General features: G+C 45.9%; 23 protein-coding genes. 14 read left to right on the top strand and 9 right to left on the bottom strand.

The genetic code is table 11. The annotated features are described in order from the left end of the window. Positions 1-53 precede the first annotated feature (53 nt). Positions 54-2,873 carry a CHAT domain-containing tetratricopeptide repeat protein gene (locus tag QUB39_RS07915; RefSeq protein ID WP_333359930.1) on the top strand — a complete coding sequence of 940 codons (2,820 nt, stop codon included), beginning with the start codon at positions 54-56 and terminating at the stop codon, positions 2,871-2,873. 912 nt (positions 2,874-3,785) lie between these two features. On the opposite strand, the gene QUB39_RS07920 is transcribed toward QUB39_RS07915, so the two are convergent. Both QUB39_RS07920 and QUB39_RS07925 read right to left on the bottom strand, forming a co-directional pair. Beyond that, positions 3,786-4,607 (bottom strand): SDR family NAD(P)-dependent oxidoreductase, encoded by an 822-nt coding sequence (locus QUB39_RS07920; protein ID WP_333208065.1) that lies wholly within the window; start codon positions 4,605-4,607, stop codon positions 3,786-3,788. A 713-nt stretch (positions 4,608-5,320) separates the two neighbouring features. Then, positions 5,321-6,754 carry a carotenoid oxygenase family protein gene (locus QUB39_RS07925; protein ID WP_333208067.1) on the bottom strand — a complete coding sequence of 478 codons (1,434 nt, stop codon included), beginning with the start codon at positions 6,752-6,754 and terminating at the stop codon, positions 5,321-5,323. A gap of 194 nt (positions 6,755-6,948) precedes the next feature. On the opposite strand from QUB39_RS07925, the gene QUB39_RS07930 reads away from it, so the two are divergent. From QUB39_RS07930 to QUB39_RS07960, 7 genes are all read left to right on the top strand, one after another. After that, complete coding sequence (locus tag QUB39_RS07930; RefSeq protein WP_333208069.1) at positions 6,949-7,965, top strand: LD-carboxypeptidase; 1,017 nt, start codon at positions 6,949-6,951, stop codon at positions 7,963-7,965. Positions 7,966-8,062: 97 nt separating this feature from the next. Beyond that, positions 8,063-8,821 carry a class I SAM-dependent methyltransferase gene (locus QUB39_RS07935; protein ID WP_333208183.1) on the top strand — a complete coding sequence of 253 codons (759 nt, stop codon included), beginning with the start codon at positions 8,063-8,065 and terminating at the stop codon, positions 8,819-8,821. A 221-nt stretch (positions 8,822-9,042) separates the two neighbouring features. Next, positions 9,043-10,044 carry a cytochrome c oxidase subunit II gene (locus QUB39_RS07940; protein ID WP_333208071.1) on the top strand — a complete coding sequence of 334 codons (1,002 nt, stop codon included), beginning with the start codon at positions 9,043-9,045 and terminating at the stop codon, positions 10,042-10,044. 78 nt (positions 10,045-10,122) lie between these two features. Beyond that, complete coding sequence (ctaD, locus tag QUB39_RS07945) at positions 10,123-11,928, top strand: cytochrome c oxidase subunit I (RefSeq protein ID WP_333208072.1); 1,806 nt, start codon at positions 10,123-10,125, stop codon at positions 11,926-11,928. A gap of 122 nt (positions 11,929-12,050) precedes the next feature. After that, positions 12,051-12,674, top strand: coding sequence for a heme-copper oxidase subunit III (locus QUB39_RS07950; RefSeq protein WP_333151381.1), 624 nt, complete (start codon positions 12,051-12,053; stop codon positions 12,672-12,674). Positions 12,675-12,964: 290 nt separating this feature from the next. Further along, positions 12,965-13,246, top strand: coding sequence for an HNH endonuclease (locus QUB39_RS07955; protein ID WP_333175565.1), 282 nt, complete (start codon positions 12,965-12,967; stop codon positions 13,244-13,246). A gap of 170 nt (positions 13,247-13,416) precedes the next feature. Then, a complete protein-coding gene (locus tag QUB39_RS07960) occupies positions 13,417-14,646 on the top strand; it encodes a hypothetical protein (RefSeq protein WP_333208074.1) in 1,230 nt (409 codons plus the stop codon). Between the two features lie 14 nt (positions 14,647-14,660). Here the strand turns inward: QUB39_RS07960 and QUB39_RS07965 are convergent, their stop codons facing one another. The 4 genes from QUB39_RS07965 to QUB39_RS07980 form a co-directional block, all read right to left on the bottom strand. Beyond that, positions 14,661-14,960, bottom strand: a complete 300-nt coding sequence (locus QUB39_RS07965; RefSeq protein ID WP_333208076.1) for a (2Fe-2S) ferredoxin domain-containing protein — start codon at positions 14,958-14,960, stop codon at positions 14,661-14,663. 262 nt (positions 14,961-15,222) lie between these two features. Continuing rightward, complete coding sequence (locus QUB39_RS07970; protein WP_333055524.1) at positions 15,223-16,197, bottom strand: cysteine synthase A; 975 nt, start codon at positions 16,195-16,197, stop codon at positions 15,223-15,225. Between the two features lie 65 nt (positions 16,198-16,262). Beyond that, positions 16,263-16,844: a Uma2 family endonuclease gene (locus QUB39_RS07975; protein WP_333206102.1), complete on the bottom strand. Its 582-nt coding sequence runs from the start codon at positions 16,842-16,844 to the stop codon at positions 16,263-16,265. A 301-nt stretch (positions 16,845-17,145) separates the two neighbouring features. Continuing rightward, positions 17,146-17,784, bottom strand: coding sequence for a peroxiredoxin (locus QUB39_RS07980; RefSeq protein ID WP_333055522.1), 639 nt, complete (start codon positions 17,782-17,784; stop codon positions 17,146-17,148). 160 nt (positions 17,785-17,944) lie between these two features. On the opposite strand from QUB39_RS07980, the gene QUB39_RS07985 reads away from it, so the two are divergent. The 4 genes from QUB39_RS07985 to QUB39_RS08000 all read left to right on the top strand — a co-directional run bounded on the left by QUB39_RS07985 (position 17,945) and on the right by QUB39_RS08000 (position 20,729). Further along, positions 17,945-18,220, top strand: coding sequence for a hypothetical protein (locus QUB39_RS07985; RefSeq protein ID WP_333055589.1), 276 nt, complete (start codon positions 17,945-17,947; stop codon positions 18,218-18,220). Between the two features lie 95 nt (positions 18,221-18,315). Continuing rightward, entirely contained in the window at positions 18,316-18,678 is a 363-nt protein-coding gene (locus QUB39_RS07990; RefSeq protein ID WP_333055521.1) for a cupin domain-containing protein, read from the top strand. Between the two features lie 549 nt (positions 18,679-19,227). After that, positions 19,228-20,109 carry a ChaN family lipoprotein gene (locus tag QUB39_RS07995; RefSeq protein ID WP_333055520.1) on the top strand — a complete coding sequence of 294 codons (882 nt, stop codon included), beginning with the start codon at positions 19,228-19,230 and terminating at the stop codon, positions 20,107-20,109. A 38-nt stretch (positions 20,110-20,147) separates the two neighbouring features. Beyond that, on the top strand, positions 20,148-20,729 hold the full coding sequence (locus QUB39_RS08000) for an NAD(P)H-dependent oxidoreductase (RefSeq protein ID WP_333055519.1): 582 nt from the start codon (positions 20,148-20,150) through the stop codon (positions 20,727-20,729). Between the two features lie 77 nt (positions 20,730-20,806). Here the strand turns inward: QUB39_RS08000 and QUB39_RS08005 are convergent, their stop codons facing one another. Continuing rightward, positions 20,807-21,430: a hypothetical protein gene (locus tag QUB39_RS08005; RefSeq protein ID WP_333055518.1), complete on the bottom strand. Its 624-nt coding sequence runs from the start codon at positions 21,428-21,430 to the stop codon at positions 20,807-20,809. 90 nt (positions 21,431-21,520) lie between these two features. Here QUB39_RS08005 and QUB39_RS08010 point away from each other — a divergent pair, with 90 nt between their 5' ends. Then, complete coding sequence (locus QUB39_RS08010; RefSeq protein ID WP_333055517.1) at positions 21,521-21,991, top strand: excisionase family DNA-binding protein; 471 nt, start codon at positions 21,521-21,523, stop codon at positions 21,989-21,991. Positions 21,992-21,994: 3 nt separating this feature from the next. Continuing rightward, positions 21,995-22,564, top strand: a complete 570-nt coding sequence (locus tag QUB39_RS08015) for a PIN domain-containing protein (RefSeq protein ID WP_333055516.1) — start codon at positions 21,995-21,997, stop codon at positions 22,562-22,564. Between the two features lie 515 nt (positions 22,565-23,079). Here QUB39_RS08015 and QUB39_RS08020 read toward each other — a convergent pair. Together QUB39_RS08020 and QUB39_RS08025 are read right to left on the bottom strand one after the other, a co-directional pair. Beyond that, a complete protein-coding gene (locus QUB39_RS08020) occupies positions 23,080-23,910 on the bottom strand; it encodes an inositol monophosphatase family protein (protein WP_333055514.1) in 831 nt (276 codons plus the stop codon). 94 nt (positions 23,911-24,004) lie between these two features. Beyond that, complete coding sequence (locus QUB39_RS08025; protein WP_333208078.1) at positions 24,005-25,438, bottom strand: BCD family MFS transporter; 1,434 nt, start codon at positions 25,436-25,438, stop codon at positions 24,005-24,007. Between the last annotated feature and the right edge of the window lie 55 nt (positions 25,439-25,493).

The following is a 25,493-nucleotide window of genomic DNA, read 5'->3' on the forward strand; positions in this document are numbered from 1 at the left end:
TAACACTAAGCAGCCTAGCGACTAAAATTGACAAAAATACAAAAGGGGTGGCTATGTTCGATCGCACTCAATGGTTTTTGGCTGGTATGTCGATCGCGCTTTCGCTTCAGCTAAGTCAGCCAGTGGCAGCAGCCGTGCCCGTTGGTAAAGTCGTACAAACAGCACAAACTAACAGTAGCGAGGCGGCTGAAAAAGCTTTAAAAGAAGCAGCACAACTCTACAATCAAGGAACAGCGGAAGCAAAAAGAGGTACGATCGTCAAGTTGGAAGAAGCCTTAAAGCTGTATAGAGAAGCGGGCGATCGCCGCCGGGAAGCTGTCACCTTCAGCAACATCGGCTTAGTCTACTCAGGTTTGGGAGAAAAACAAAAAGCGCTAGAGTATTACAGCCAGTCGCTTCCCCTGAGTCGGGCAACAGGCGATCGTGGTGGGGAAGCTATCACCCTCAACAACATCGGCAGTGTCTACTCAGAATTGGGAGAAAAACAGAAAGCGCTAGAGTATTTCAGCCAGTCGCTTCCCCTGAGACGGGCAGTAGGCGATCGCCGTGGGGAAGCTGTTACCCTCACCAATATCGCCACTGTCTACTCAGGTTTGGGAGAAAAACAAAAAGCGCTAGAGTATTACAGCCAGTCGCTTCCCTTATTTCAGGCAACCGGCGATCGCGGTGGGGAAGCTGTCACCCTCACCAGCATCGGCAGTGTCTACTCAGAATTGGGAGAAAAACAGAAAGCGCTAGAGTATTACAGCCAGTCGCTTCCCCTGAGACGGGCAGTAGGCGATCGCAGCGGGGAAGCTAGCACCCTCAACAACATCGGCTTAGTCTACTCAGGTTTGGGAGAAAAACAAAAAGCGCTAGAGTATTACAGCCAGTCGCTTCCCCTATTTCAGGCAACCGGCTATCGCGGCGGAGAAGCTACCACCCTCAACAACATCGGCAGTGTCTACTCAGCATTGGGAGAAAAACAGAAAGCGCTAGAGTATTACAGCCAGTCGCTTCCCCTGAGACGGGCAACAGGCGATCGCCGTGGGGAAGCTACCACCCTCCACAACATCGGCAGAGTCTACTCAGATTTGGGAGAAAAACAGAAAGCGCTAGAGTATTACAGCCAGTCGCTTCCCCTATTTCGGGCAACCGGCGATCGCCGTGGGGAAGCTACCACCCTCTATGGTATTGCCTATGCCAAACGCGCTCAAGGCAATCTCACTGAAGCGCTCACTAACATTGAATCCTCTCTCAAAATCATCGAAAACCTCCGCACCAAAATAGCCAGCCCAGAACTCCGCAGCTCATACTTTGCCACAGTACAGAACCACTACGAATTCTACATCGATTTGTTAATGCAACTGCATAAAACTAATCCTAAATCCGGTTATGATACAAAAGCCTTAGAAGCCAGCGAACGTTCGAGGGCCCGCAGTCTCCTCGAACTCCTCCAAGAAAGTAACGCCAACATTCGCGAAGGTATTTCCCCCGATTTACTGCAACAAGAAAAGAGCGTGCAACAGCAACTCGATGACATTGAAAAACAGCGCATCGAAACAATCAGCAGCCCCAACCCCAACGCAACTAAAATCGATGAAATCGACAAACAGCGCCTCGCACTTTTGCAACAATATCAGGAAGTTCAAACCAAGATTCGTACCGCCAGCCCCCGCTACGCTGCCCTCACCCAACCCCAACCTTTAACGCTACCAGAAATTCAGAAACAGATTCTCGATGAAAACACGATTTTATTGCAATATTCCCTCGGCAAAGACCGCAGTTATTTGTGGGTTGTGACATCAACAGGAGTAACCAGCTATGAATTACCAAAACGCGCAGATATTGAAACAGCAGCTAAGAACTTCCTAGAGACAATAACTAGCCCAATCCAGAGAGATATTCCCCAACAAGTTGCCCAAGCGAGTGCCAATCTAGGTCAAGTGATTTTACAGCCCGCAGCAGCCCAATTAGGAAACAAACGCTTATTAATTGTTCCCGACGGCGTGTTGCATTATACCCCTTTTCAAGCTTTAAATATTTCCCAAACCGCCGGACAAAATACCAATGTTCCCTTAATAGTCGAACATGAAATTATCACTCTGCCTTCTGCCTCAACTCTCGCCATTCTCAGGCAAAATTACGGAGATAGAAAACCACCAAGCCGAAATTTAGCAATTTTAGCAGATCCTGTTTTCAGTCCAGAGGATGAAAGAATTAAAGGAAAAATTACCCAAGCAACAACAGAAAAATTAGAAGCAAATAACCTCGGTTTAAATCAATCGCTTCGTGCTTCTAATCGGCAATGGCCACCCGAACGCCTCGCATTTACCCGCCAAGAAGCCCAAACGATATCCAGCTTATTTCCCTCAGCTTCTAGCACTCAAAAGATTGATTTTGATGCCAGCCGCACTACTGCTACCGACGGCAGTTTAGCTAATTATCAAATCGTTCACTTCGCCACCCACGGCCTTGCCAACAGCCAAAATCCCGAACTGTCAGGAATTGTGATGTCGATGGTAGATGACAAGGGCAATCTTGTCAATGGTTTTTTGCGCCTCACGGATATTTTCAACTTGAAACTGGCGGCAAATTTAGTAGTTTTAAGTGCTTGTCAATCGGGCATGGGACAGAATGTTAGAGGCGAAGGAATGGTGGGATTAACAAGGGGTTTTATGTATGCGGGGGCGCAGCGGGTGGCGGTGAGTTTGTGGAATGTGGATGATGAAGGAACTTCTGTGTTAATGCAAAAGTTTTATCAAAAAATGGTGCAACAAAAGTTAGCGCCGGCGGCAGCTTTGAGGGCGGCGCAGATTGAAATGATGCAGGAGGAAAAATGGAAATCTCCCTATTATTGGGCGGCTTTTACCCTTCAGGGCGAGTGGAAATGATACAGCACTTTTGCTGGTAAGTAAGTACATAGCCCTTGTAGGGACACGGCAATGCCTATTGGTGTCAACAAACACGTTAAATCGGTAGTCCGATAGTCCGACAGTCCGACAATCCGACAGTCCGACAGTCCGACAATCCGACAGTCCGACAATCCGATAGTCCGATAGTCCGACAATCCGATAGTCCGACAATCCGATAGTCCGATAGTCCGATAGTCCGATAGTCCGACAATCCGATAGTCCGACAATCCGATAGTCCGATAGTCCGATAGTCCGACAATCCGACAGGGAATGAATTCCCTGTCTAATAGCTAAAGTCCTCTGAAGAGGACTAATGAGTTTAAAAATTCGGCGTTGCTGGGCGTTGCTAAATACAGGTAGGAATTCAGATTTCCCAATTGCTATAAAACCAGTATGGTCAGTTTTGTAACATCAAGCAAAAAGTTGATTCCTACCGCGAATCAGCAACGTCAAAAATTCTTCTTCCCAGTCCTCATAGCGAGGACTTTCACTATGAGACAGGGGTTTCAACCCCTGGCGGATTGGCGGACTAACGGGTGGGCGGCGTGAATCAGCAACGTCAAAAATTCTTTTTCCCAGTCCTCTTTCAGAGGACTTTCGCTATGAGACAGGGATTTAAATCCCTGGCGGATTAGCGGACTATTGGGTGGGCGGCGTGAATCAGCAACGTCAAAAATTCTTTTTCCCAGTCCTCATAGCGAGGACTTTCGCTATGAGACAGGGATTTCAATCCCTGGCGGACTACCGGGTGGGCGGGCGGACTACCGGCTGGGCGGGCTGACAGCTTAAGTTGACACCAATGGGCCGAAGAGCCCGGAACGGGCAAGATGCCCATTCCACAAAGAATGAGTTTTCTTGTGTGTTGGGCATCTTGCCCGCCCAGAAAAGGGTTTATCGCCCGCTAGCCAAAGCCTCCCGCAATTTGCGGTCCCGCGATTTATCCCGAAGTTCGGGAGTCGCCATCCGCAACACAAAATCCAGCAACCAAGGCGCAATTCGGTGACACCAAACTGCTAGATGACTTTGCCATCCTACCAAGATTTCTGGCGCATCTTTCTGCAATCCCGCGACAAGTGCTAGGGCAACTTTTTCGGGAGTTGTGGGCACTACCCAGCGGAATTGCTCCAAGTCTCGCACCATGTCGGTATCTGTTAGAGATGGCAGCAAAGCTGTGACTCGAACATTGTACTGAGTTAACTCGCTCCGCAAAGCTTGGGTGAATCCCAATATGGCAAATTTCGTAGCAGAATAAGTCGCCATTGTCGGAGCGGCAATTTTGCCCATCAAGCTCGAAACATTGACGATTGTTCCCTCTTTTTGAGTCGCCATTCGCCGAGCTATCAAGCGGGTAATTGTGTAGGTTCCGAGCAAGTTTAAGGCGATTTCTTCCTCGATTAACGGCAGCGGGGAACGCAAGAAAGATGCTTGGTGGGCGACGCCTGCACAGTTGACTAGCAGGTGAATGGGGCCGCTATCTCGCCAAGCTTGGGCGATCGCAATATTCACCGCTACTGACTGAGTTAAATCCAAAGCTAACGGCACTACTTCTGTGCCCAAAACATCGATTTCCTCTGCCAGTTCAATTAATTGCCGGCGGTTGCGCGCCACAATCAACAAACGTTTGACTCCTTGTCTCGCTAATTCCAGGGCGATCGATCGCCCAATTCCGCGCGAAGCCCCTGTAACAAGAGCTGTTTTTCCTTGAAGTTGCATAGATTAAACCTTTTGGTAGATGCTCACCGCGGCACGGAGTTATGAGTTGTGAGTTGTGAATTATTAGTTATGAGTTGAATGTTTTGGCGGTAACAACTCATAATTCATAATTGTTGAAAAGGCTATCTTGTTTCGATAGACCTCATTTACTTGTGGGGTTAACTCAAAACTAAAAACTTTTGAATCGCTAACGTGCGCGTGAGCTGAACTAAACTTTTGGTTTGCCAGAAATCAGTTAATTATCTGGTCTTTTAACCTCATGCCAGCAGACAAAGCTGAGATGGGCAAACCTAGTCGATAATCATGTCAAAGCGGGCTTTATTACCGCTTTTTCTTCAGTCTGCAGAGGCGGACTTTGCCTGTGTAGCCGCGAATTTATTCGCCAGGTATTGGTTTCCTTCAGTCTGCAGAGGCGGACTTTGCCTGTGTAGCCGCGAATTCATTCGCCGGGAATATTCGCCGGGATTAGTTATTCGCCAGGGCTTAATTACCCCTCTTTTTTTAGTCCGCAGAGGCAGACGAAATCCTGTGCAGCGGCGACTTACAATCGCCGGGGATTCGTGCGAATTGGCACAGGATAATTGAGCAATGCAGATTATCAATTCCACACCTCCTAGATATGAGAATTTCCTATCTACACACACCTTAACAACTTGACAGAGAAGCGGCAACAATTTTTAATAAATCTTCCGCAACACTTCTTTACAATTTTCTCAGACTGCCGATTTCCAAGTGCCGTGAAAGCCCAAAGGTATGACACCGGGCAGTTCTAGCTTGCAAACAGGTTCGCGATCAAGCCCTTCGCTGTCAAATATCCAGACTTCGCTGCTGTCAGAATTGCCGTCGTAAACAACTGTTACTATCCAACCTTTCTCCGAGGAAATATCTGGAACGTAGATGGGCTCTGCGGGATAGCGATTTTCGCCACAGTCGGCAATTGTGAGATTGCGGCTTTGCGTGTCGAAACGGGCGATCGCACCGAAACGTTCCGGTACAATATCAACGTCAGGGCGATACATTGCCAGATAAATATATCGTGAGTCTTGCCCTATTTCGGCAGCAGGTACGATCGGAAACTCACAAGGTTTATCCAACAATTCTTCTATTCCTGTCACTTTCGCCGTCAGAGGATTGAGATGCACTCGGCAAAGAGTACCCTCCGCATCCGTGCTAGTTTCACCAGTCGGTACTTCTTTCAGTCGCTGATTAGTTTGAAAGTCAGCGAAGCGCACAAAATCTACAGCCACGGAACCATCTTCCTTGACAAAACCGTTAGCAAAATGCCACTGAAACCAAGGTTCAGTTTCGCCGCGACTAACTAAAGAGAGAGTTTCTGAGTCAAAAATTAATATCTGAGTACCTAACTCCGGTTTCCACTGAAAGGACTCGCTATAACTGCTAATTCCCGTTAACAATGGCAAAAAATTGACTTGCACCGGCGGGATAAAAAATATCAGATATTTACCCGCCAAAACAAAATCGTGGAGCGCGTAAATTCCATCTAAAGCAACTGTTGATTGTTGCACGACTTGGCCAGTAAAATCGCTTTTATACAGATTCAACTTTGTAGTCGCACCGTTGGTAACTCCAAAGTTGAAAATATTGCCAGTAATCGGGTCGCGCTTGCAGTGAGCAGAATAAACAAATTTACTATCTAAACTGCCTAAATCGTCCGTTCCCTGAGTTTCCAGGGTTTGCAAATCGAGGCGGTGAGGCGGGCCACCTTCCCACAATGCCAAAAGGCGATCGGGCAAAGCTAAAACAGAAGTATTGGCAGCATTTTTAACAGTTTTAGTCCACCGCAACCACACAGGGCCCGGTGCTGTCATGCCATAATTACTGTAGAGAAATTTATCAGCTTTTTCTTCAGCTAGATATCCCGCTGTTTTCACGTAGCGATAAACAGCCGTAGCACCGACATCGGTAAAATGTACAGCCAAAATTGCACCGTCGCCATCAAACCAGTGTCCCGCAGCAACACCGCCACGTTCCAAACGTCCGGGCCCGTTGCGGTAGAGAGTGCCGCGCAATCCGTCGGGAATTTTACCAGTTTTAACCGATAGCTGAGTCAGCGGAAACTCCGCAGCAGGACGGGCTAAAGCTTGAGCCCAAGATTTTTTAGCTGAGATTTTAGTGTCTGTTTTCATTGGAAACTCGCAATTTTAAACTGATCTGACAGATATTTTGCTATACAATTATAGCAAAAACCATCTATAACAGTTCTCGCGTGAGCCATTCATCAATGAATTAACAATTGCTCAATCCCCCAATCTAAAATCTAAAATCTAAAATCTAAAATCTCAACCTGTACCTCACTTAATCGAACAAGGGTATAACACTTATGACTCTCCGCCGCCGTGCTCTGATCAGAACTTTTGGGCTGACTGCTATTGGTACTCAGCTTTTGCCACTCGCCCAAACTAGCCTATCTCCCAAAACTGCGATCGCTAATCCGCGCCGCCTGCAAGTCGGCGATACTGTAGCCTTAATCAATCCTGCCGCTTTCAACTACGAAAAAGAAGTGCAGCCATTTTTTAAAGTTCTGGATAACCTGGGTTTAAAAGTTAAATTGGGAGAGCATTTTTACGATCGCTACGGCTATTTAGCCGGCAAGGATGCCGATCGCGCCGCCGATGTCAACGCAGCCTTTGCCGACGACTCAGTGCGAGCTATTTTTACCGGGATGGGCGGCTGGGGCTGCGGTCGGATATTGCCACTCCTAGATTACAATATTATCCGCAACAATCCCAAAATTATTATGGGATTTAGTGATATTACGGCGCTGTTATTGGCGATTTATGCTAAAACTAATATAGTTACTTTTCACGGCCCTTTAGGTGTGTCAACTTGGAGTCCATTGACAGTAAATTACGTCAAAAAAGTTTTGTTTGAGGGCGGCTCTATAACCATGCAAAACTCCCCAAGCGTGCAAGTTCAAACAATCGGGCGCGGAACAGCTAGGGGAAAACTAATCGGTGGAAATTTATCAGTAATAGCAGCAATGGTGGGTTCTGCATATTTACCTACCTGGGAAAACAGTATTTTGTTTGTTGAAGAAGTTGGCGAAGAAGTTTATCGCATCGATAGAATGTTGACGCAGCTTAAATTAGCGGGCATTCTTGATAAAATATCAGGTTTTATTTTCGGACAGTGTACCAAGTGCGAAGCTGAAAAACCCCAAGAGTCCCTAACCTTGCCTCAAGTCTTGTCCGACCACATTCGGCCTTTGAAGATTCCCGCGTGGTATGGTTCTATGGTGGGACACATCCGGGAGCAGTTCACTTTGCCGATCGGCCAAGAAGTCGAAATCGACGCTGACTCTGGTACAATTAAATTGTTAGAATCTGCTGTCAGCTAAATCTTAAATTATTCTCGATATTCGCTCGGCTCTTCCTCCAGTTCTGCATGACCGCGCAGAGCCTGGTAATGAAAAAATTAAACATACAATTAGGACGATCGTGAAAAACCGACAATTCATTAAACCGCTAGCAGCAATTATCTTAGCAATAATGTGCCTGTTGCCGCTCAACGCCTGTGCAGCAGCAAGTAAAACCGCCAACAGCGACTCCATTTATCAGCAGCGAACCGTCCACAATCCCGACGGAATCGGCAAATTTTACATGGGTCGAGAAATTGCCCAAGTCATGGGATATCAAGGCGCTAGTTGGCTAGAAAGACCGTCTCGCGGCATGGAAGAAAAATCAGCTCGATTAGTCAACAATCTCGATTTAAAACCAACCGATATTGTAGCAGACATTGGAGCCGGAACGGGATATTTTAGCTTTCGCATCGCTCCCTTAGTTCCAGAAGGAAAGGTTTTAGCAGTTGACGTGCAGCCGGAAATGATTAATTTTCTGGAATTGAATAAACAAGAAAAAAATATCGCTAACGTTGAGCCAGTTTTGGGCAGTATCGACAATCCGAATTTGCCAGAAAACAGCGTAGATTTAGTTTTGATGGTCGATGCTTATCACGAATTTGCATATCCCAGAGAAATGATGCAAGGAATTGTGAAAGCACTCAAACCGGGAGGCCGCACAGTATCGATCGAGTATCGGGGCGAAAACCCGCTGATTCCCATTAAAGGTTTGCACAAAATGACGCAGAAGCAGGTGAAAAAAGAAATGGCCGCCGTCGGTTTAGTATGGAAAGAGACAAAAGATATGTTACCCCAGCAGCATTTGATGGTGTTTGAGAAAAAATCTCAAATTTAGCAGCCAAATAGAGCGATTCTATACCATTTTTACTGAGTTTTGTCAAGGTACAAAAGACGTATTTTTGAGGCGCGCAGGCGATCGGTCAAAAATTCTAAGCCTTAAGTAACCCTTAAGAGAGACATTTTACTAAAAATACCATTTACAATTAAAAATTGATAACCCAGAGGCGCTTCCTTCATTTTTCAAGCGAAGAAGTGTCGCTATTAAGAAGTACCAGCGTGAACATTCCAAGTTCCATCCTCACCATGCTCGCCGGCATCGGAGTGACTCTGATCAGTCTCTGGTACGGGCAGAATCACGGTTTGATGCCGCTCGCCGCCTCTGACGAAGCATCCCAGATAGACGGACTATTCAATACAATGATGACCATTTCCACTGGACTATTTATCATGGTCCAGGGAATTCTCATCGTTGCTGCAATTAAATATCGCCGCCGTCAAGGAGACAACACAGACGGGCCGCCTTGGCATGACAACTTTCCCTTAGAAATTCTTTGGACAGCCGTGCCAGCGGTGATTATTTTAGGAATCGGAGTCTACAGTTTTGAGATTTACAACTCAATGGGAGGCCTCGATCCGATGGGCAATCATGACCACGGCACCATGCAAGCGCACTCTAAAATGCGGGGAAGTGCGATCGCAGCCACACTCTCAGATACACCCCAAAACGCCCCTCAAATTCCGTCTAGAAAACTTGTTGCTTTAGGCGTAGGCGCTTCCCCAGAAAATGAAGACAAACCAGCAGATTTAGTTGTAAATGTCACTGGTTTGCAGTACGCCTGGATTTTTAGCTATCCAGAAAGCGGCGTTAGTTCCGGCGAACTGCATATGCCAGCCAACCGCGACGTACAGCTAAATATCGCAGCTCAAGACGTGCTGCACGCATTTTGGCTGCCAGAATTTCGCCTCAAACAAGATGCAATTCCTGGGCGGCCGAGCGAACTGAGATTTACACCAACTAAAACCGGCGAATACCGGGTGGTTTGTGCTGAATTGTGCGGCGCTTATCACGGAGCGATGAAAGCTGTAGCAGTCGTTCACACGCCCGAAGAATTCGACAGTTGGCTGCAAGAACAGCAAGTTGCTAGCAGTCAAAACTTAGAGCAAGCAGTTGCAGTCAATCCAGGGGAATTGTCAGACGGTGAATTTTTGGCTCCCTACGTCAGGGAAATAAAAATTAATTCCGAAACCCTAGAACAACTTCACCCAACTCATCACTAAAAATAGTCATTAGTTCCTGGCACTGGGTGTTTGACCCAGAGCTAATAACTAATGACTAATAACTAATGACTAATAACTATGACACAAGCACAGTTCCAAGAAAGTGCAAACACTGAGGCTCGCGGAACAGCGCCCGCCGATAGACATTGGCGCGACTACTTCACTTTTAATACCGACCACAAAGTCATCGGTATTCAATACCTAGTCACAACATTTATTTTCTATCTAATCGGCGGCGTGATGGCAACTTTGGTGCGAACAGAACTCGCCACCCCCGACGCCGATTTTGTCACCCCCGAACTCTATAACAGTTTATTTACTGTTCACGCGACGGTGATGATCTTCCTGTGGATCGTACCCGCCGGAGCCGGATTTGCTAACTTTTTGATCCCCTTAATGATTGGGGCCAAAGACATGGCATTTCCCCGGCTAAATGCCGTTGCCTTTTGGATGATTCCCGTAGGTGGCATTTTGCTGTTGAGCAGTTTTTTGGTAGGAGCTCCACAGGCGGGTTGGACTTCCTATCCGCCTTTGAGCTTAGTTACTGCTCAAGCGGGGGAAGAAATTTGGATTCTCAGCGTTTTGATTCTGGGAACTTCTTCGATTTTGGGGGCGGTGAATTTTGCCGTTACCATCTTTACCATGCGCGTTCCGAGCATGGGTCTCAATGATATGCCTTTGTTTTGCTGGGCGATGATTGCGACTTCAGCGCTGACTTTGATTGCTACTCCAGTCTTAGCAGCAGCTTTGATTTTGCTGTCGTTTGACTTGTTAGCAGGGACGGCATTTTTTAACCCGACCGGCAACGGCGATCCCATCGTCTACCAGCATTTATTCTGGTTTTATTCGCACCCGGCAGTTTACATTATGATTATGCCCTTTTTTGGGGTGATTTCAGAAGTTTTGCCGGTGCATTCGCGCAAGCCAATTTTTGGTTATTTGGCGATCGCCTATTCGAGTCTCGCAATCAGCTTTTTAGGGTTGATCGTGTGGGCGCACCATATGTTTACCAGCGGCACCCCCGGCTGGCTGCGGATGTTTTTTATGATCACCACTATGATCATCGCCGTACCAACTGGGATTAAAATATTTAGCTGGTTGGCAACTATTTGGGGAGGCAAACTCCGGCTTGTCAGCGCGATGCTATTTGGGATGGGTTTTATCTCAACATTTGTCCTCGGCGGCATCACCGGGATCATGGTAGCTTCCGTACCTTTTGACATTCACGTTCACGACACTTATTTTGTCGTCGCTCACCTACACTACGTGCTGTTTGGCGGCTCAGTGTTTGGAATTTACGCTGCTTTTTACCACTGGTTCCCCAAAATGACGGGGCGGATGATTAATGAATTTTGGGGTAGAGTTCACTTTGTTTTAACCTATGTGGGCTTTACTGTAACTTTCCTGCCGATGCACGCTTTGGGGATGCAAGGAATGCCCCGGCGGGTGGCAATGTACGACCCGAAATTTACCACAATTAATGTCATTTGTACTGTCGGTGCTTATATGCTGGCAGTGTCTACAATCCCGTTTATCATTAATGTGATTTGGAGCTGGATGTACGGCCCGAAAGCAGGTGACAATCCTTGGCAAGCTTTGAGTTTGGAATGGATGACGACTTCGCCACCCCCGATCGAAAATTTTGAAGGAGTGCCGGTATTGGCAACGGGCCCTTACGATTACGGCATGGAAAAAATTCAGCATACAGGGGAACGTCTCAGGCTCAAGCTGAGGGAAAATGCTACCCGCAATGCCCAGAAAACAGGTATTCCTATTGCGGAGGCTCAAGCTTCAACTTTCTTTGGCGGTACTGCCACTTTGGTCGCTCCTGAATCAGAGAGAGATGTTGATTCTCCTGCTGATGAAAGTCAAGATGGCGAATAGTTATTAGTCATCAGTCATCATTCATCAGTCATCAGTCATTGGGCATTGTTGACTGTTGACTGTTGACTGATGACTAATGCCCACGGACAACTGACAACTGACTTCTTCATTACCAATTTCTTATGCAAATTCCAGCGATCGATCCGACAAAAACAGCCCTAAATTACCACCACGAGGGCGAAGTAGAAGCACACGGCGTCGAGCATCCCGACCACAGAATGTTAGGCGTAATTGTGTTCCTGTGCGCTGAAGGCATGATATTTTTCGGTATGTTTGCCGCGTATTTGATTTATCGGGCGATGGCTCCCGTGTGGCCTCCTGAAGGTACGCCTGGACGAGAGTTATTGCTGCCGGGAATTAATACGGTGATTTTGATTGCTAGCAGTTTTGTGATTCACAATGCTGATACTGCAATTAAAAAGAATGATGCCACTGGAATGCGGAATTGGTTGCTCGTAACTATTGCTATGGGCGCAGTTTTCTTGGCAGGTCAGGTTTACGAATACACTCATTTAGAGTTTGGCTTGACGACTAATTTGTATGCCAGTTGCTTTTACGTTTTGACTGCTTTTCACGGCTTGCACGTTACGTTTGGAGTGCTGCTGATGGCGGGGGTAGTTTGGCGATCGCGCACCCAAGGTCACTATTCTAGCGAGCACCACTTCGGCATCGAAGCGACTGAAATTTACTGGCACTTTGTCGATGTGATTTGGATTGTTTTGTTTTTGCTGCTGTATATTTTGTGAGCCCAGAGGCTTTTGGGCCTCTGCCACAAGAGATTTGTATGACCCCCAATTGGGGGTTTTTTATTGTTTGGAGAGTGCGATCGCCTTTCATATCAAGTCCGGTCGAGCGACCGCGATTTTCGTAGGGGCGGGTTCGCCAACAATACCTGCCAATAATTGACAATCTCAAAAACCCGCCCCGACCGGGATATTATGGTTAATCGATCGCACATGATATCATTCACCTCCTCAAAGCCGATCGCGCTAAACTAAAAGTAGCAATTCTCCTATCCAGCAGCATTGAGAAAATTATGCAGTGCGAATTGTGCGATCGACAAATGGAAGCATTAACCGCCCATCACCTCATCCCCAAACAAAACACCAAGCGGAAAAACGAAGATCCCAGCCCGACAATCGACATTTGCTCAGCCTGTCACCGCCAGATTCACTCTCTATTTGACAACAAACACCTCGCCCAAGAGCTCAACACCCTGGAAAAGCTCAAAAATGACCCTGAACTCCAGAAATTTGTCTCTTGGATTAAGAAACAAAAAACCGACAAACGCATTCAAGTACGCGGCAAAAAAGCTTGATTGCAGGGCCAGAAATTAGGTATATACTCCTGGACGCAGTTACTGTCTGATGCCCGGTTTCTTCATTAATTTTCGTTTCCTAACCCAAAATTTTATATAGCAACCCGGTTTGTTTGCCTAAATCCTAGTATAGTTATTTACTTATTCGTAACAAGCTGCCAACAATTATCATGAACCTCACCTCCCTCGAACTCGCAAAAGACCGAGCGCGCATCTACAAAAACTACCTCCAAATGGAAATAGATGCCCAAGCTAACATCAACAAACTAGCTTTTTTAGACAGGGGCGTTGAAAAATCCCCTTACCAACAACACATTAAAAACTATCCCGATTATCTCAAACAGAAACCCGACGGCTTAAAAGTAATTAGCTCTATTCCAGGCCCCAATAATCCCCTCAAACCTACTCCGTTTCCCAGCCTGGGAGAACTACCTCAAATTAACTCTCAAGCTTTAAGTTTCCTCCACGCAGACATCAAAGAAGCCTGCGTTTGCATTGGTACTTTTGTAGATGGCAAAATTCAGGCGCAGTGGCTGGGAAAAAACGCACTTACCAAAGCTGAACAGTGGAGTGCTACTAAAATTATCGCACTCCTTAATATCGTTAGTCAAGTAAATACCAAATATCCAGACTGCGACATTGACAACTGCGTTGTTAGAGATGGCAACGGGCTAAGACACGATTTTTACTTTTACGATTTAGCAAAAGATATGATTAGCTATGCCTCAAATATAGCAAGTTCAAACTCCTTAGCTGCGATGTTCAAACGCTTCGATACTCGCATAGGATTAGAGCAATGGCTCAAGAGCGCTACTGGCAATAATGACCTAATTTTTCGCGGCGATTACGGCGAAAATCCTTATCACAACAACCCCAAAATCTTCGATCTCACCAAAAAACAAGTGCTGCTAAGTGCGGCATTAAACAGTACCAAACAAAGTAATACCGTATCTGCTTATGATTTGACCAGGCTAATTTCCATGTTAGGATGGCACTTCCACATCGAACAGCGATCGCGCATGAAAGGATCTCAGTGGAACAGTTTAGAAAGCATTGTCAGAGCAATGGGACATGATAGCGCTCGATATGTGGACGTAGCAATTAAAACTTTGGGGATGGATACCCTTATTACTTCTCCAGTAATTATCTCAAAATTGGGTTACGGACTCAGCTCGATCCGGGGAACCCTAGAAACAGTTTATGTGGCTTTAGTGCGGTTTGTTGACGAGCGACCGAAGGCGGCGGGAAATCCCGCAAAACTCAGAACTTTAGCCATGACTTTGCGGGCTGAAAAACCTGTAGGCGGTTCCAGTGTCGATCGCCTAGCCATCGAACTCGACGCCAGATTTTGCGCCGAAGTCACGGAAATTCTCCGCCGATTGTTTGCGGAAGAATTTTAAAGGCGGGCGATCGACTAATGAGAAAGTCGGTGAAACTTGCGATAAAGCATCCTCTCTACCGGCTTTCCTCCCCGCAAATGTTGCTCAGTTATTGCCGCAACTTCTTCAGGGCAAACCCCATTGTACCAAACCTCTTCTGGTAGTACCAACACCATCGGCCCGTTGCCACACTGTCCCAAACAACCGCTAGCAACAACTTCAACTTCTGAGGGCGACAATTTCTGAAAAGCTGCCAGTACCTTTGCTGAATTTTGCTTGCGACAAGTGCGGTTTTGGCAAACGAGAACTTGCCTAGAAGATTGGATAATTTTCATGTTTTTTCACTTGACAATCTGCTCAATATATGCTATTTTTTTATCATGGGAATATGTGTGGCCATATATGCCCAAATTGTAGGAAAGTCGTTAAAAACTTTGGACGGGCTAGAAGCCCATCCCACAACTCATTAAACTTGAATTGCATTCAATCGCTTTGAATTCCTCAAATTATCGTGGGGAGTAGGGGCCCTAGCGTCCCGCCCGCCCGAAAAATACAATTTAGATGCGGGACAGCTTAAGACTTCAACGCACCCTATAATTAATCTGGTGACAAACCTTTGGAAGCCAACCATTGTCGATCGAACAAACGCGACTGATACCGAGCCCCGCCATCACAGAGTACCGTCACAATCGTATGTCCAGGCCCCATTTGCTTCGCCAAAGCCACCGCCGCCCCCACATTAATCCCCACAGAACCGCCCATAAACAGCCCTTCTTTCCTCAGCAGTTGGTAAATCACCCGGACAGCTTCAGTATCGTGAATTTGGATGGCGTCGTCTACCGGGGCATTCTCCATATTTCCAGTGACGCGACTGGTGCCAATTCCCTCAGTAATCGAACTACCTTCAGTCTTAATTTCCCCAGTTTTGAAATAACTGTAAAGCCCGCTGCCCATCGGGTCTGCCAAGACAATTCTCACAGCAGGATTTTTTTCTTTCAAAAACATTCCTACCCCAGCAAAAGTGCCGCCTGTACCCGTTGCGGCTACCCAAGCATCAATTTTCCCATCAGTTTGTTCCCAAATTTCCGGGCCAGTTGTCTCGTAATGAGCTCGGCGATTGGCTAAATTGTCAAACTGATTTGCCCAGACAGCATTCTCCATTTCTGCCGCCAATCTTCCCGACAATTTGACATAATTGTTCGGGTCTTTGTAAGGAACAGCGGGAACAGTCCGAACTTCCGCGCCCAAGGTTCTTAAAGCATCGATTTTTTCTTGAGATTGGTTATCGGGAATCACAATCAAACATTTGTAACCTTTAGCGTTGCAAATGTGGGCCAAACCGATGCCAGTATTGCCCGCAGTGCCTTCAACAACGGTGCCGCCCGGTTTCAGCAAGCCTTTTTCTTCTGCATCTTTGATGATGTATAAAGCAGCCCTATCTTTAACGGAACCGCCGGGATTGAGAAACTCTGCTTTGCCGAGAATTTCGCAGCCAGTTTCATCGCTGAAGCTGTTTAAGCGAATTAGTGGTGTGTTGCCTATTGTGCCTACAAAGCCGTTTTTAATATCCATATTTTTTTGATTTTTGCATCCTATTATTAATTTTTACAAGAAGTTGATATTTATTGCTACCAGTTCTACCAAATCTTGCTCATATTAAGTACGAATCCCGGCAAAACGGGGTCGCCGCTAACTGTAGCCGGATTCTCCAAACATTCTTCGGGCAAACCGGGACGGTAAATATAAACTCTGCGATTTTTGCGGTCAATTAACCAGCCTAACTGCACTCCTGGTTCTCTCATATATTCTTGCATTTTTTCTTGCAATGGCTTGAGATTGTCAGAAGCCGACCTCAGTTCTACTACAAAATCCGGGCAAATAGGTGGGAATTTATCTTGCTGTTCTGGTGACAAAGTATTCCACCGTTCCAGTTTAATCCACGAGGCATCTGGAGACCTGTCACCCATTGAAAGCTTAAATCCCGTACTGGAGTCAAAACACATACCTGTTCCATCTTGGCGAGCCCAAATATACAACTCTCCAAAGACGCTACCGCTGCGATTTCCTGTTGTTCCACCAGTAGGGGGCATAATTAGCAATTCTCCCGATTTGTTGCGTTCAATGCGTAATTCACTATTGATTTGACAGAACTCGAAAAACTCGTCTTCTGTCATTTGCAATTTTGGCGGTATTCGCAACACAATTGTTGATGACAGCATTTTGCCTTTCCTCCAATCTAAAGTGTTTACACAAGATTGCACAATTTCTTTGTTTGTAGTTAGCACTTGAGTGCTCGAAAATCAGGATTAAGGACTCAATTCCTAACTATAAGCTGGTGTGGGATCAATTCCGGTTGTATCGGAATGATTAAACCACAGAGGGCACAGAGAACACAGAGAAAGAGAAGAGAGAGATGCATAATTCCGATGTCAACGGATTTGATATTACGTGCGAATTATAGAGGTAAGGTGCTCCGTGGGCACCTTACATAATTAGGTTCTGCGTCCAGGAATGTTAAACCTATTTATTCGGCTGAGGAGTCATCCGCAAATAAGGCTTAATCGGCGTATAACCTTTAGGAAATTTCTCTGCCAACTCTTTCGGGTCGGTAATCGAAGGTACGATGACGCAATCGTCGCCGTCTTTCCAATCAACCGGAGTCGCGACGCTGTATTTGTCGGTAAGTTGCAAGGAATCAATTACTCGCAAAATTTCATTAAAATTCCGACCAGTGCTCGCGGGATAAGTAATGCTCAAACGCAATTTCTTTTCCGGGTCAATAACAAAAACTGTGCGGATTGTTAAGTTGTTTAGCGAGTTGGGATGGATCATGTCGTAAATGTCGGAAACTTTACGATCGCCATCTGCTAAAATCGGATAATTGAGGGTGACGTTTTGAGTTTCCTCAATATCTTTAATCCAGCCCATGTGAGAATCCACATCATCGACGCTGAGGGCAATGGTTTTGACTCCCCGCTTTTCAAATTCCGACTTGAGACGGGCCACTGCACCGAGTTCTGTGGTGCACACTGGAGTATAGTCTTTCGGGTGGGAAAACAACACGACCCAGCTATCCCCAGCCCAGTCGTAGAAATTGATTTCGCCTTCAGACGAAGCTTGGGTAAAGTTGGGAACTGTATCGCCTAATCGCAGAGTCATAACTGATTTCCTCTAATTTTATTTAAGGACTGTTCCTTATCATGCCATAATTCCCCGGTTTCTCGATCGAGCTGTAAAGGATTCTAAACTTTTTGGTCGATCGATCGGCAATTCCACTACTGTAATGTATGTGTGGCTTATACCGCTAAATTTGATTGCTATGCTTTACTTTTTGCTCAAGGCAATACAGCCTGTTTTAGTCCCGCTGTGTTTTGTCTCCGCCTGGGGTTTAGTTTTTTTGATATTTTCGAGTATCGGGCGTACTGTCGCCGACTCCCTGCGCCGAGCTCAGCGGATGCACCAAATCCCTTGTGCTAACTGCGTATTTTTCACCGGCGATTACCACCTCAAGTGTCCCGTTCAGCCTACCATAGCTTTATCTGAAGATGCGATCGACTGTCCTGATTATCGAGGGCATTCGGGAATTTACGGTTGAAAAATCCGGCCGCCACTTTACATATTTCTTAACATCTCTGGCTCTTTCAATTAAACTTAAGTTGTGGTAAAGAGATTTTCAGGAGTGTCGAAAGAATGCTAATTCAAAAGCTAAATGCCTGCGACGAGTTTATTGCTGGCGACGGTACTCAACTGCGAGAATTGCTGCATCCAGACAAACAAGCTGTGGATTTGCGTTACAGTTTAGCCCACGCCACTTTGCCACCGGGACAAACTTCTGCGCTGCACTCCCTGACAACTTCTGAAGTTTACTACATTCTCAGTGGCGTTGGAGAAATGCACATCGACGAGGAAAATCAATTCGTGGAAGCCGGAGATGCAGTTTACATTCCGCCAAACGCCAAGCAGTTTATTTACAACTGTGGCACAAAGCCGCTAATATTTATTTGTATCGTCGATCCCGCGTGGCGAAAGGAAGACGAGACAATTTTCGAGTAATTTTCTAGTTTTTCTCCTGGTCTGCTCGTTACCAGGTTCTGCCCGGTAACGCATATCTAGAGGCTCTGCCTTGACTGAAAAAAACATCACAAACCAAAAATCTATTTTAACAACAACAGCACCCAGCCATATGTACCGAGTGATTTCCTCTTTTTTCAACTTCGATGTGGAGTTGCAATAATCCTCGGATTCAGTTGCATTGCTCCCCTCTCATTAGTTGAGGAAGTATCAGCTTTGTTGGTGGGTGCTGCTATTGGTTTTTAATGAGACAGATGTGAGATTAAACAGCGTTTTTACTCCTTAGATTCTATTGTGAACTTCGCTGTGCTATCTAGATGTGGTATCTGTCAGAGAAGCTTTTTGTTCGCTTCATATTATTAATTTAGCACCTTATTCTAGAAGCGCAAGTACCTGCAACTAAACTTTACATTTTTAGAAGTAACGGCGGAAAATGATGAAGTTAAATTAAGCATTGAGCTTTCTAGCTGCTCAGGTAAAATAGTAGAGTTCGGCTGTGCTTGCGGCTGCGAGAAACGGCATAATATTTGTATGAAAACAACCAAACTCATCAAACTGTGCGCCTTGTCGCTGAGTATCTTTCTGCTGTGCAGCAGTGCAGTGACAGCCCAAACGACGGCGAACCCTCAACCTGGGCAGACTTACACTAACCAAGAGATTCTGCAACAGTTGGTGAAGGCAAAAGTCGTGTATCTGGGAGAAACCCACGATAGTGCGGAAGACCACCAAGCTCAACTGAAGATTATCCGAGAAATGCAGCGGCAAAATCGGAAAATTGCGATCGCGATGGAAATGTTTCAGCGTCCCTTTCAAAGTGCGATCGACAACTACTTAGCAGGTAAACTGACTGAACAGCAATTAGTCGAGCAAACAGAGTACGATCGCAGATGGCGCTTTCCCTGGGAATCTTACGCCCCCATTTTGCGGTTTGCCAAAGAAAATCAACTACCTGTCCTCGCCTTAAATACACCATCCGAAGTAACGAGAAAAGTTGCCACTCAAGGTTTAGAAAGCCTCACAGCGGAGGAAAAAAAGCACATTCCGCCAATATCGGAAATTCGCACCGACAACGCGGAATATCGGCAACTGCTGCTAGAAGTTTACCAGCAACACCAAAAGGCAGGACAGGGAAATAGTACGGCTTTTGAAAGATTCTTGCAAGCTCAAGTTTTGTGGGATGAAACTATGGCGGAAAAAATAGCCCAATTTGTCAAAGCAAACCCCGACTATCAAGTTGTGGTGTTGGCGGGGAAAGGACACATTATTTACGGTTACGGCATTCCCAGTCGCGTCGAAAGGCGTTTGGGTGTCGGGAATGTAAAAATGCGATCGGTTTTACTCAATTCCAATGACAATCCTGTTTTGTCGGCAGATAGACCCATTGCTGACTTTGTTTGGAATCACTCGGAATAGTACAATTATACGCGGAAGCAATAATTAGGAAAAAATCCATGACAAACAGACCAAAAATTCTCGCATTTGCCGGAAGTACCCGCGAAGGATCATATAACAAACTGCTGGTAAAAGTTGCGGCGGCTGGGGCTACTGCGGCGGGTGCAGAAGTTACTTATGTAGATTTGCGCGATTTGCCGCTGCCGCTATTTGACGAAGATTTGGAAGCAAAAGAGGGAATGCCAGAAAATGCCCGTAAATTGAAGGAATTAATGGTAGCGCATGACGGCTTTTTGATAGCTTCCCCTGAGTATAACAGTTCAATTACGCCTGTGTTGAAAAATGCGATCGATTGGGTATCGCGCCCAGCACCGGGTGAACCGGGATTGGTGGCATTTACTGGCAAAGTAGCGGTAATTATGAGTGCTTCTCCAGGCGGAATGGGCGGTTTGCGGGGATTGGTTCATTTGCGATCGATCCTGGGGAATATTAACGTATTGGTACTCCCGGATCAGAAAGCAGTTCCCCAAGCTTTTGAAGCATTTAATGCTGACGGTACGATGAAAGATCCCAAACAGCAGGACGCTGTTGAGAATCTAGGTGCTAAGTTGTCTAATGTGCTGTCGAAATTAATCGCCTGAAGCAATAAATTCATTTTGCAGTAGGGACACAGCAATGTTGTGTCCCTATCTTAGTATCTGTTATTTTGCTGGCTGCATCAAGTGCGATTCATAGAATAAAAGCCTTGAAACGGCATTGTTAAAATGCCCAAAATCCGACTAATTTCATTAACAAAAAAGTCTCGCTTGTCAATGAAAATTGTGCTGTTACTCAATTTAAGAAACTTCCAATCAGTACCCGTAGTAACAGCCCCATAAATGCTTTCAATTTGCTCTCCGCTGCGCTGATTAAATAATTGGGCGGCTACCATTTCTGCAATACACTGGCCTAAACCGGATTTAATACTTTCATTCTTAGCCTCTGTGAGAGTAATTACGGGGGCGCGAATTTCATAGGAATCCTTCGATGCAGTGAGAATATAATCGCAATACCCGTTTAAGCCCGCTTCTATATCTACATTGAATTCTGAACCAGAGAAAAAACCAACTTGAAAATTAAATTGCCGCCTGACTTCCAATAATATTGGAGCAATAATTAATTCAGCGCGAGCCTTTTCTGTATTAATTGCAGTAGCTAAAGACAGGTTTTCAGTTAAAGTAGTTTGCAAATAGGAACTTGGCTGTACCTCTGGGATATCACTAAACAAATCTAAAGGTTCTTCTACGGTTAAATTAAAAGATTCTCTAACTTTCGCTAAAGTTGTAAAGTCGCTGTATGCCACAGGTTAACCTCCTTGCTCGATTTTGGCGATCGCATTCTCAAATTGCTACAATTATAATTGATTGCCTGTTATTCTCACCCCCAAATTAACATGACATTCACCGGAGATCCAGACTCAGCACCTGCTTTACCGACAGCAGCAGAAGCAGCGGTTGCCAAAACCAGCAGCCGCGCTTTAGAATCGCACTTGCAAAATCATCCGTCTGGCGAATCCCTCAAATTGATATTAAACGAAAAAGAGGGAAAGACAATTGACATACCTGCCGCAGCATTGCCACTGCTATTAGCGATTTTGCAACAGACAAGCAGCGGCAATACTGTCAAGCTGATTCCAATTACTGAGGAACTCGATATCTGGCAGGTTGAGGCCATACTCAATGTCTCCCGCGAGTATGTGTGGCAGTTACTAGATTCTGGCGAAATTCCTTACAAAATGGTAAGTACCTGTCGCCGGATACGTTATGAAGATGTAATGAAATATAAAAAGCAGGATTATGACAAAAGAAGTAAAATACTTGACGAACTTGTCGCAGAATCAGAAGCACTCGGTTTGTACGACTAACTCATGGAAATTGTAAAAGTTGTCTGCGATGCTAATGTTTTGTATTCAGCCGCACTCCGCGATTTTTTGATGGAATTAGCAGTTGGTGATGTGTTTGAGCCGAGGTGGACAGAAGAGATTCACGGCGAGTGGATGAGAAACGTGCTTCAGAACAATCCAAATCTCACATTAGAACAGCTTGCCAGAACCAAAAATCTGATGAATGCAAGCATTAAAAATTGTGTGGTGACTGGCTACGAGCCAATTATACCAGAGTTGGAACTTCCAGATCCGGGCGATCGGCACGTTCTAGCAGCAGCAATTCATTCTCGCGCGGATTTTATCGTTACTTTCAATCTCAGGGATTTTCCTACTGAGAATCTCAAACAATATAACATTGAACCGCTGCACCCAGATGACTTTATCCTGCGCTTTCTCAACTTAAAGTTTGAAGGTGTATGCAAAGCAGCCGAGAAACAAAGAATCAGGCTCAAAAATCCGCCAAAAACGCCTGACGAGTATTTGGGAACGCTGGTAGAATTGGGACTGCCGCTGTCAGCAAATCGGATGCGAGAATTGTGCTATGGAGATTAGTGCGATCGCCAACCGCAGACTTTTCCGAGTTTCTTCCCAGGTTTATTCTTGTATCTTCTCACAGGCTAACTCTTCGGCATAGCCAAGATACCACTCATCTACTTTTTCCCACACCGCAGTAAATCTATTTACCCTTGTGCCTCTACTTGAAAACGGGTATAATTTTATTTCCGAGAGATAATAGCTCGTGAAAACATTACCACAAATTGTACCGAAACCGCATCACCCGATCGACGTAAAACAAAACCACCCGATCGCAGATTGGCAGAAATAGACAACAGTAGGCATACTTGAACCATCGGTCATCGGTCGGTATATTTCTTCCAAACAGCACGGCAGGCGTGGGAGACTCCTCCGTTACGCCTGCCTTGCAGTTTTATTTGATAATTGAGCGATTTGTGCGATCGCCAATGATACCAGTTCGCAAAAAGAATGAAACTGTAGATTATATTCAAACCCTTTGGGAATTAGTAATTCCTTAATCGAAAATCTAAAATCGAAAATCTCAAATAGTATCACCCCATTTTTTTCTTCTTCCAAGCCTCCACAAACGGCAAAAACACCGACACCAACTCCTGCCGATTCATCACCAAAGTCGGATAAGAAATCCTGCCGTAATTCTTCCCCACTTCCAGCGGAAAAATAGCCGGGGATTCCAGCGGCAACCAAACCGCACCAGCAGCCTTCACAATTACCCAACTCCCCGCAATATCCCAAATTTTGGGAGTCGCTTCCACCCCTCCCATAGCCACACCCGAAGCCACAGTCAAAAAATTGTAACTAGCCATGCCCAACATCCGAACTTTACTCGGAAGATGAGGCCCGATTCCCACACTCCGCGAACACAAATTAAAAAAATGATTGCCGCTCATTTTATCAGCAGTCGGCCGAATTTGCTGCCCGTTTAAAAAAGCACCTTGAGGCATATTGTCAAACACGCCGCCCGCAAAATCAGGTGCATAAAAACCGTGAAAAGACTGATTAATTGGCGGCAAATGCACGCAGCCAAAAACCGGGGTTCCGCGATACAACAAACCCAAAGAAATACCCCAAATCGGAATTCCCCTAGCAAAATTAGTCGTAGCATCCAAAGGATCGACAACCCAACACCATTCAGTATCTGGGAAAACGTGTTCGCCCTCCTCACTTAAAATCCCGTGACTGGGAAAAGTAGATGCGATCGCACTTCTAATTTCCGCATCAGCCCAATTATCCGATTTCGTCACCAAACTCCCGTCATCCTTCTCATCCGCTTGCGCGGAACCGAAATCTTGCAACAACTGCTGTCCGACTTTCTCGACAGTAACCCGTGCAAAACTTAAAATAGAATCCCAAAAATTAGTCATTAGTTATTAGTTATTGGTTATTGGTTATTGATTATTGGAACTAACAACTGCCACAGCCCAACTGACAACTGACACCTGCTTTCCTGACAACACATCAGTCTAATTCATTTTCAAGAATAGTGGCGATCGCACTTTTAGCATTATCCTGAAACTCCCGAACATCCACCCTACCCAACAGCCAAACAGCCAGAATCATACCCACCGCCGGCACAGCAAAAACCAACCCGTAAGCCAACATCGGCACCCCAAACAAACTTCTGCCCAAATCCAAAATAGCACCGCCAGTAATCGTCGCCACACCCCGCGCCATCGCCTGCGACAAACCCCAAGCACCAATAAAAGTCCCAGCAGTTTCTGCAGCCGTCAAATCCAACATCAAACTCAGCGCACCCGTCGTAGTAATACCCGAAGCAAAACCAAAAAACATTAAAGCCGACTTAAACACAATTGGATTACCTGTGAATCCCGATAAAATAATTAAAACAAAACAAGCCGCCACCGACAAACAGCCCAACCTAATCGTATTTTCCTTGCCAATGCGCGGCACAATTAAAAAACCAGTTGCACTCAAACCGATCAGAGTACCAGTACCATAAATAGCATTCAACTGCGTAGTTTCCGAAATCGACATCTTAAAAATTTCCCCGCCGTAAGGTTCCAAAACCGCATCCTGCATAAACAAGCAAATTGTCATAATCAGCAGGAAAGTAAAAAACAAACCGGTTTGGCGGCTAGCAGTCAAAATCCGCAGCGCACTTCCCAGAGTAATTTTATCTTCTCGATTCACTGCGGACGATCGCATCTTGTACCGCGAATACTTTTTCTCAACGCCAAAAGTTGCAATCCCCACCAACAGCAAAACCAGCGCCGGCACCTTCACAAACAAACCATTAATCGAAGCCTGCAACACTTCCCGCGGCACATCCCCATCAATTTGCTTCAGCAAACCGCTGCTAACAATCGCCCCGATAATAATACCAACCATCAGCATCGACCACACCACACCCACTAACTTCGATCGATCCTCCTCATCCGAAACATCCACCAACAAAGCAGCAAAAGGAGTCGAACTCGAACAAATAGCAATACCATAAAGCGCAAAAATCAAACCCAACAAACCCACCCAACCGTAAGTAGGAGTAGTCCACCCCACAGCCTCCAAACTGCTGCCCAAGCGCCACATCACCTGCACCGCCAAAAAAGCAGAAATCACAAACAAAACCCCGCCCATCCACACATAACCCGTGCGGTGATGGCCAAACAAAGGCTTAGCATCAGACATTTGCCCGAACCACACCCTAGCCGGGGCGACAAACTGGTGCATAGCCAGCGTACCCGCCACCACAGTAGCCGGAATCGCCAACTCCTTAATCATGACGCGATTGAGTACCCCCAGGGTCAAAATCGACATCATGCCCAATCCCATCTGAAACAAACCCAACCGGAACATAGTCAGCAGGGTAACTCTCTTTTGGGCAGGAGTCGCGGAATCTGTTAATCTTGAATCTGGTAAACGGTCGATCGACATAACTACTCAAATAAACACATCATTTGCACTTATAGTAACTGAGATATCGCCACCA

Origin of the sequence: Microcoleus sp. AT8-B5 (genome assembly GCF_036705565.1) — a bacterium.
Taxonomy (GTDB): domain Bacteria; phylum Cyanobacteriota; class Cyanobacteriia; order Cyanobacteriales; family Microcoleaceae; genus Microcoleus.

Bases quoted from the DNA above. Each gene is read 5' to 3' on its own strand.
- QUB39_RS07990 (WP_333055521.1), top strand. From the start codon at position 18,316: ATGCTAATTCAAAAGCTAAATGCCTGCGACGAGTTTATTGCTGGCGAC.
- QUB39_RS07970 (WP_333055524.1), bottom strand. From the start codon at position 16,197: ATGGATATTAAAAACGGCTTTGTAGGCACAATAGGCAACACACCACTA.
- QUB39_RS08025 (WP_333208078.1), bottom strand. From the start codon at position 25,438: ATGTCGATCGACCGTTTACCAGATTCAAGATTAACAGATTCCGCGACT.
- QUB39_RS07975 (WP_333206102.1), bottom strand. From the start codon at position 16,844: ATGCTGTCATCAACAATTGTGTTGCGAATACCGCCAAAATTGCAAATG.
- QUB39_RS07985 (WP_333055589.1), top strand. From the start codon at position 17,945: ATGCTTTACTTTTTGCTCAAGGCAATACAGCCTGTTTTAGTCCCGCTG.
- QUB39_RS07965 (WP_333208076.1), bottom strand. From the start codon at position 14,960: ATGAAAATTATCCAATCTTCTAGGCAAGTTCTCGTTTGCCAAAACCGC.
- QUB39_RS07920 (WP_333208065.1), bottom strand. From the start codon at position 4,607: ATGCAACTTCAAGGAAAAACAGCTCTTGTTACAGGGGCTTCGCGCGGA.
- ctaD (WP_333208072.1), top strand. From the start codon at position 10,123: ATGACACAAGCACAGTTCCAAGAAAGTGCAAACACTGAGGCTCGCGGA.
- QUB39_RS08010 (WP_333055517.1), top strand. From the start codon at position 21,521: ATGACATTCACCGGAGATCCAGACTCAGCACCTGCTTTACCGACAGCA.
- QUB39_RS07930 (WP_333208069.1), top strand. From the start codon at position 6,949: ATGACTCTCCGCCGCCGTGCTCTGATCAGAACTTTTGGGCTGACTGCT.
- QUB39_RS07950 (WP_333151381.1), top strand. From the start codon at position 12,051: ATGCAAATTCCAGCGATCGATCCGACAAAAACAGCCCTAAATTACCAC.
- QUB39_RS08020 (WP_333055514.1), bottom strand. From the start codon at position 23,910: ATGACTAATTTTTGGGATTCTATTTTAAGTTTTGCACGGGTTACTGTC.
- QUB39_RS08000 (WP_333055519.1), top strand. From the start codon at position 20,148: ATGACAAACAGACCAAAAATTCTCGCATTTGCCGGAAGTACCCGCGAA.
- QUB39_RS07960 (WP_333208074.1), top strand. From the start codon at position 13,417: ATGAACCTCACCTCCCTCGAACTCGCAAAAGACCGAGCGCGCATCTAC.
- QUB39_RS07955 (WP_333175565.1), top strand. From the start codon at position 12,965: ATGCAGTGCGAATTGTGCGATCGACAAATGGAAGCATTAACCGCCCAT.
- QUB39_RS07925 (WP_333208067.1), bottom strand. From the start codon at position 6,754: ATGAAAACAGACACTAAAATCTCAGCTAAAAAATCTTGGGCTCAAGCT.
- QUB39_RS07915 (WP_333359930.1), top strand. From the start codon at position 54: ATGTTCGATCGCACTCAATGGTTTTTGGCTGGTATGTCGATCGCGCTT.
- QUB39_RS08015 (WP_333055516.1), top strand. From the start codon at position 21,995: ATGGAAATTGTAAAAGTTGTCTGCGATGCTAATGTTTTGTATTCAGCC.
- QUB39_RS07980 (WP_333055522.1), bottom strand. From the start codon at position 17,784: ATGACTCTGCGATTAGGCGATACAGTTCCCAACTTTACCCAAGCTTCG.
- QUB39_RS07995 (WP_333055520.1), top strand. From the start codon at position 19,228: ATGAAAACAACCAAACTCATCAAACTGTGCGCCTTGTCGCTGAGTATC.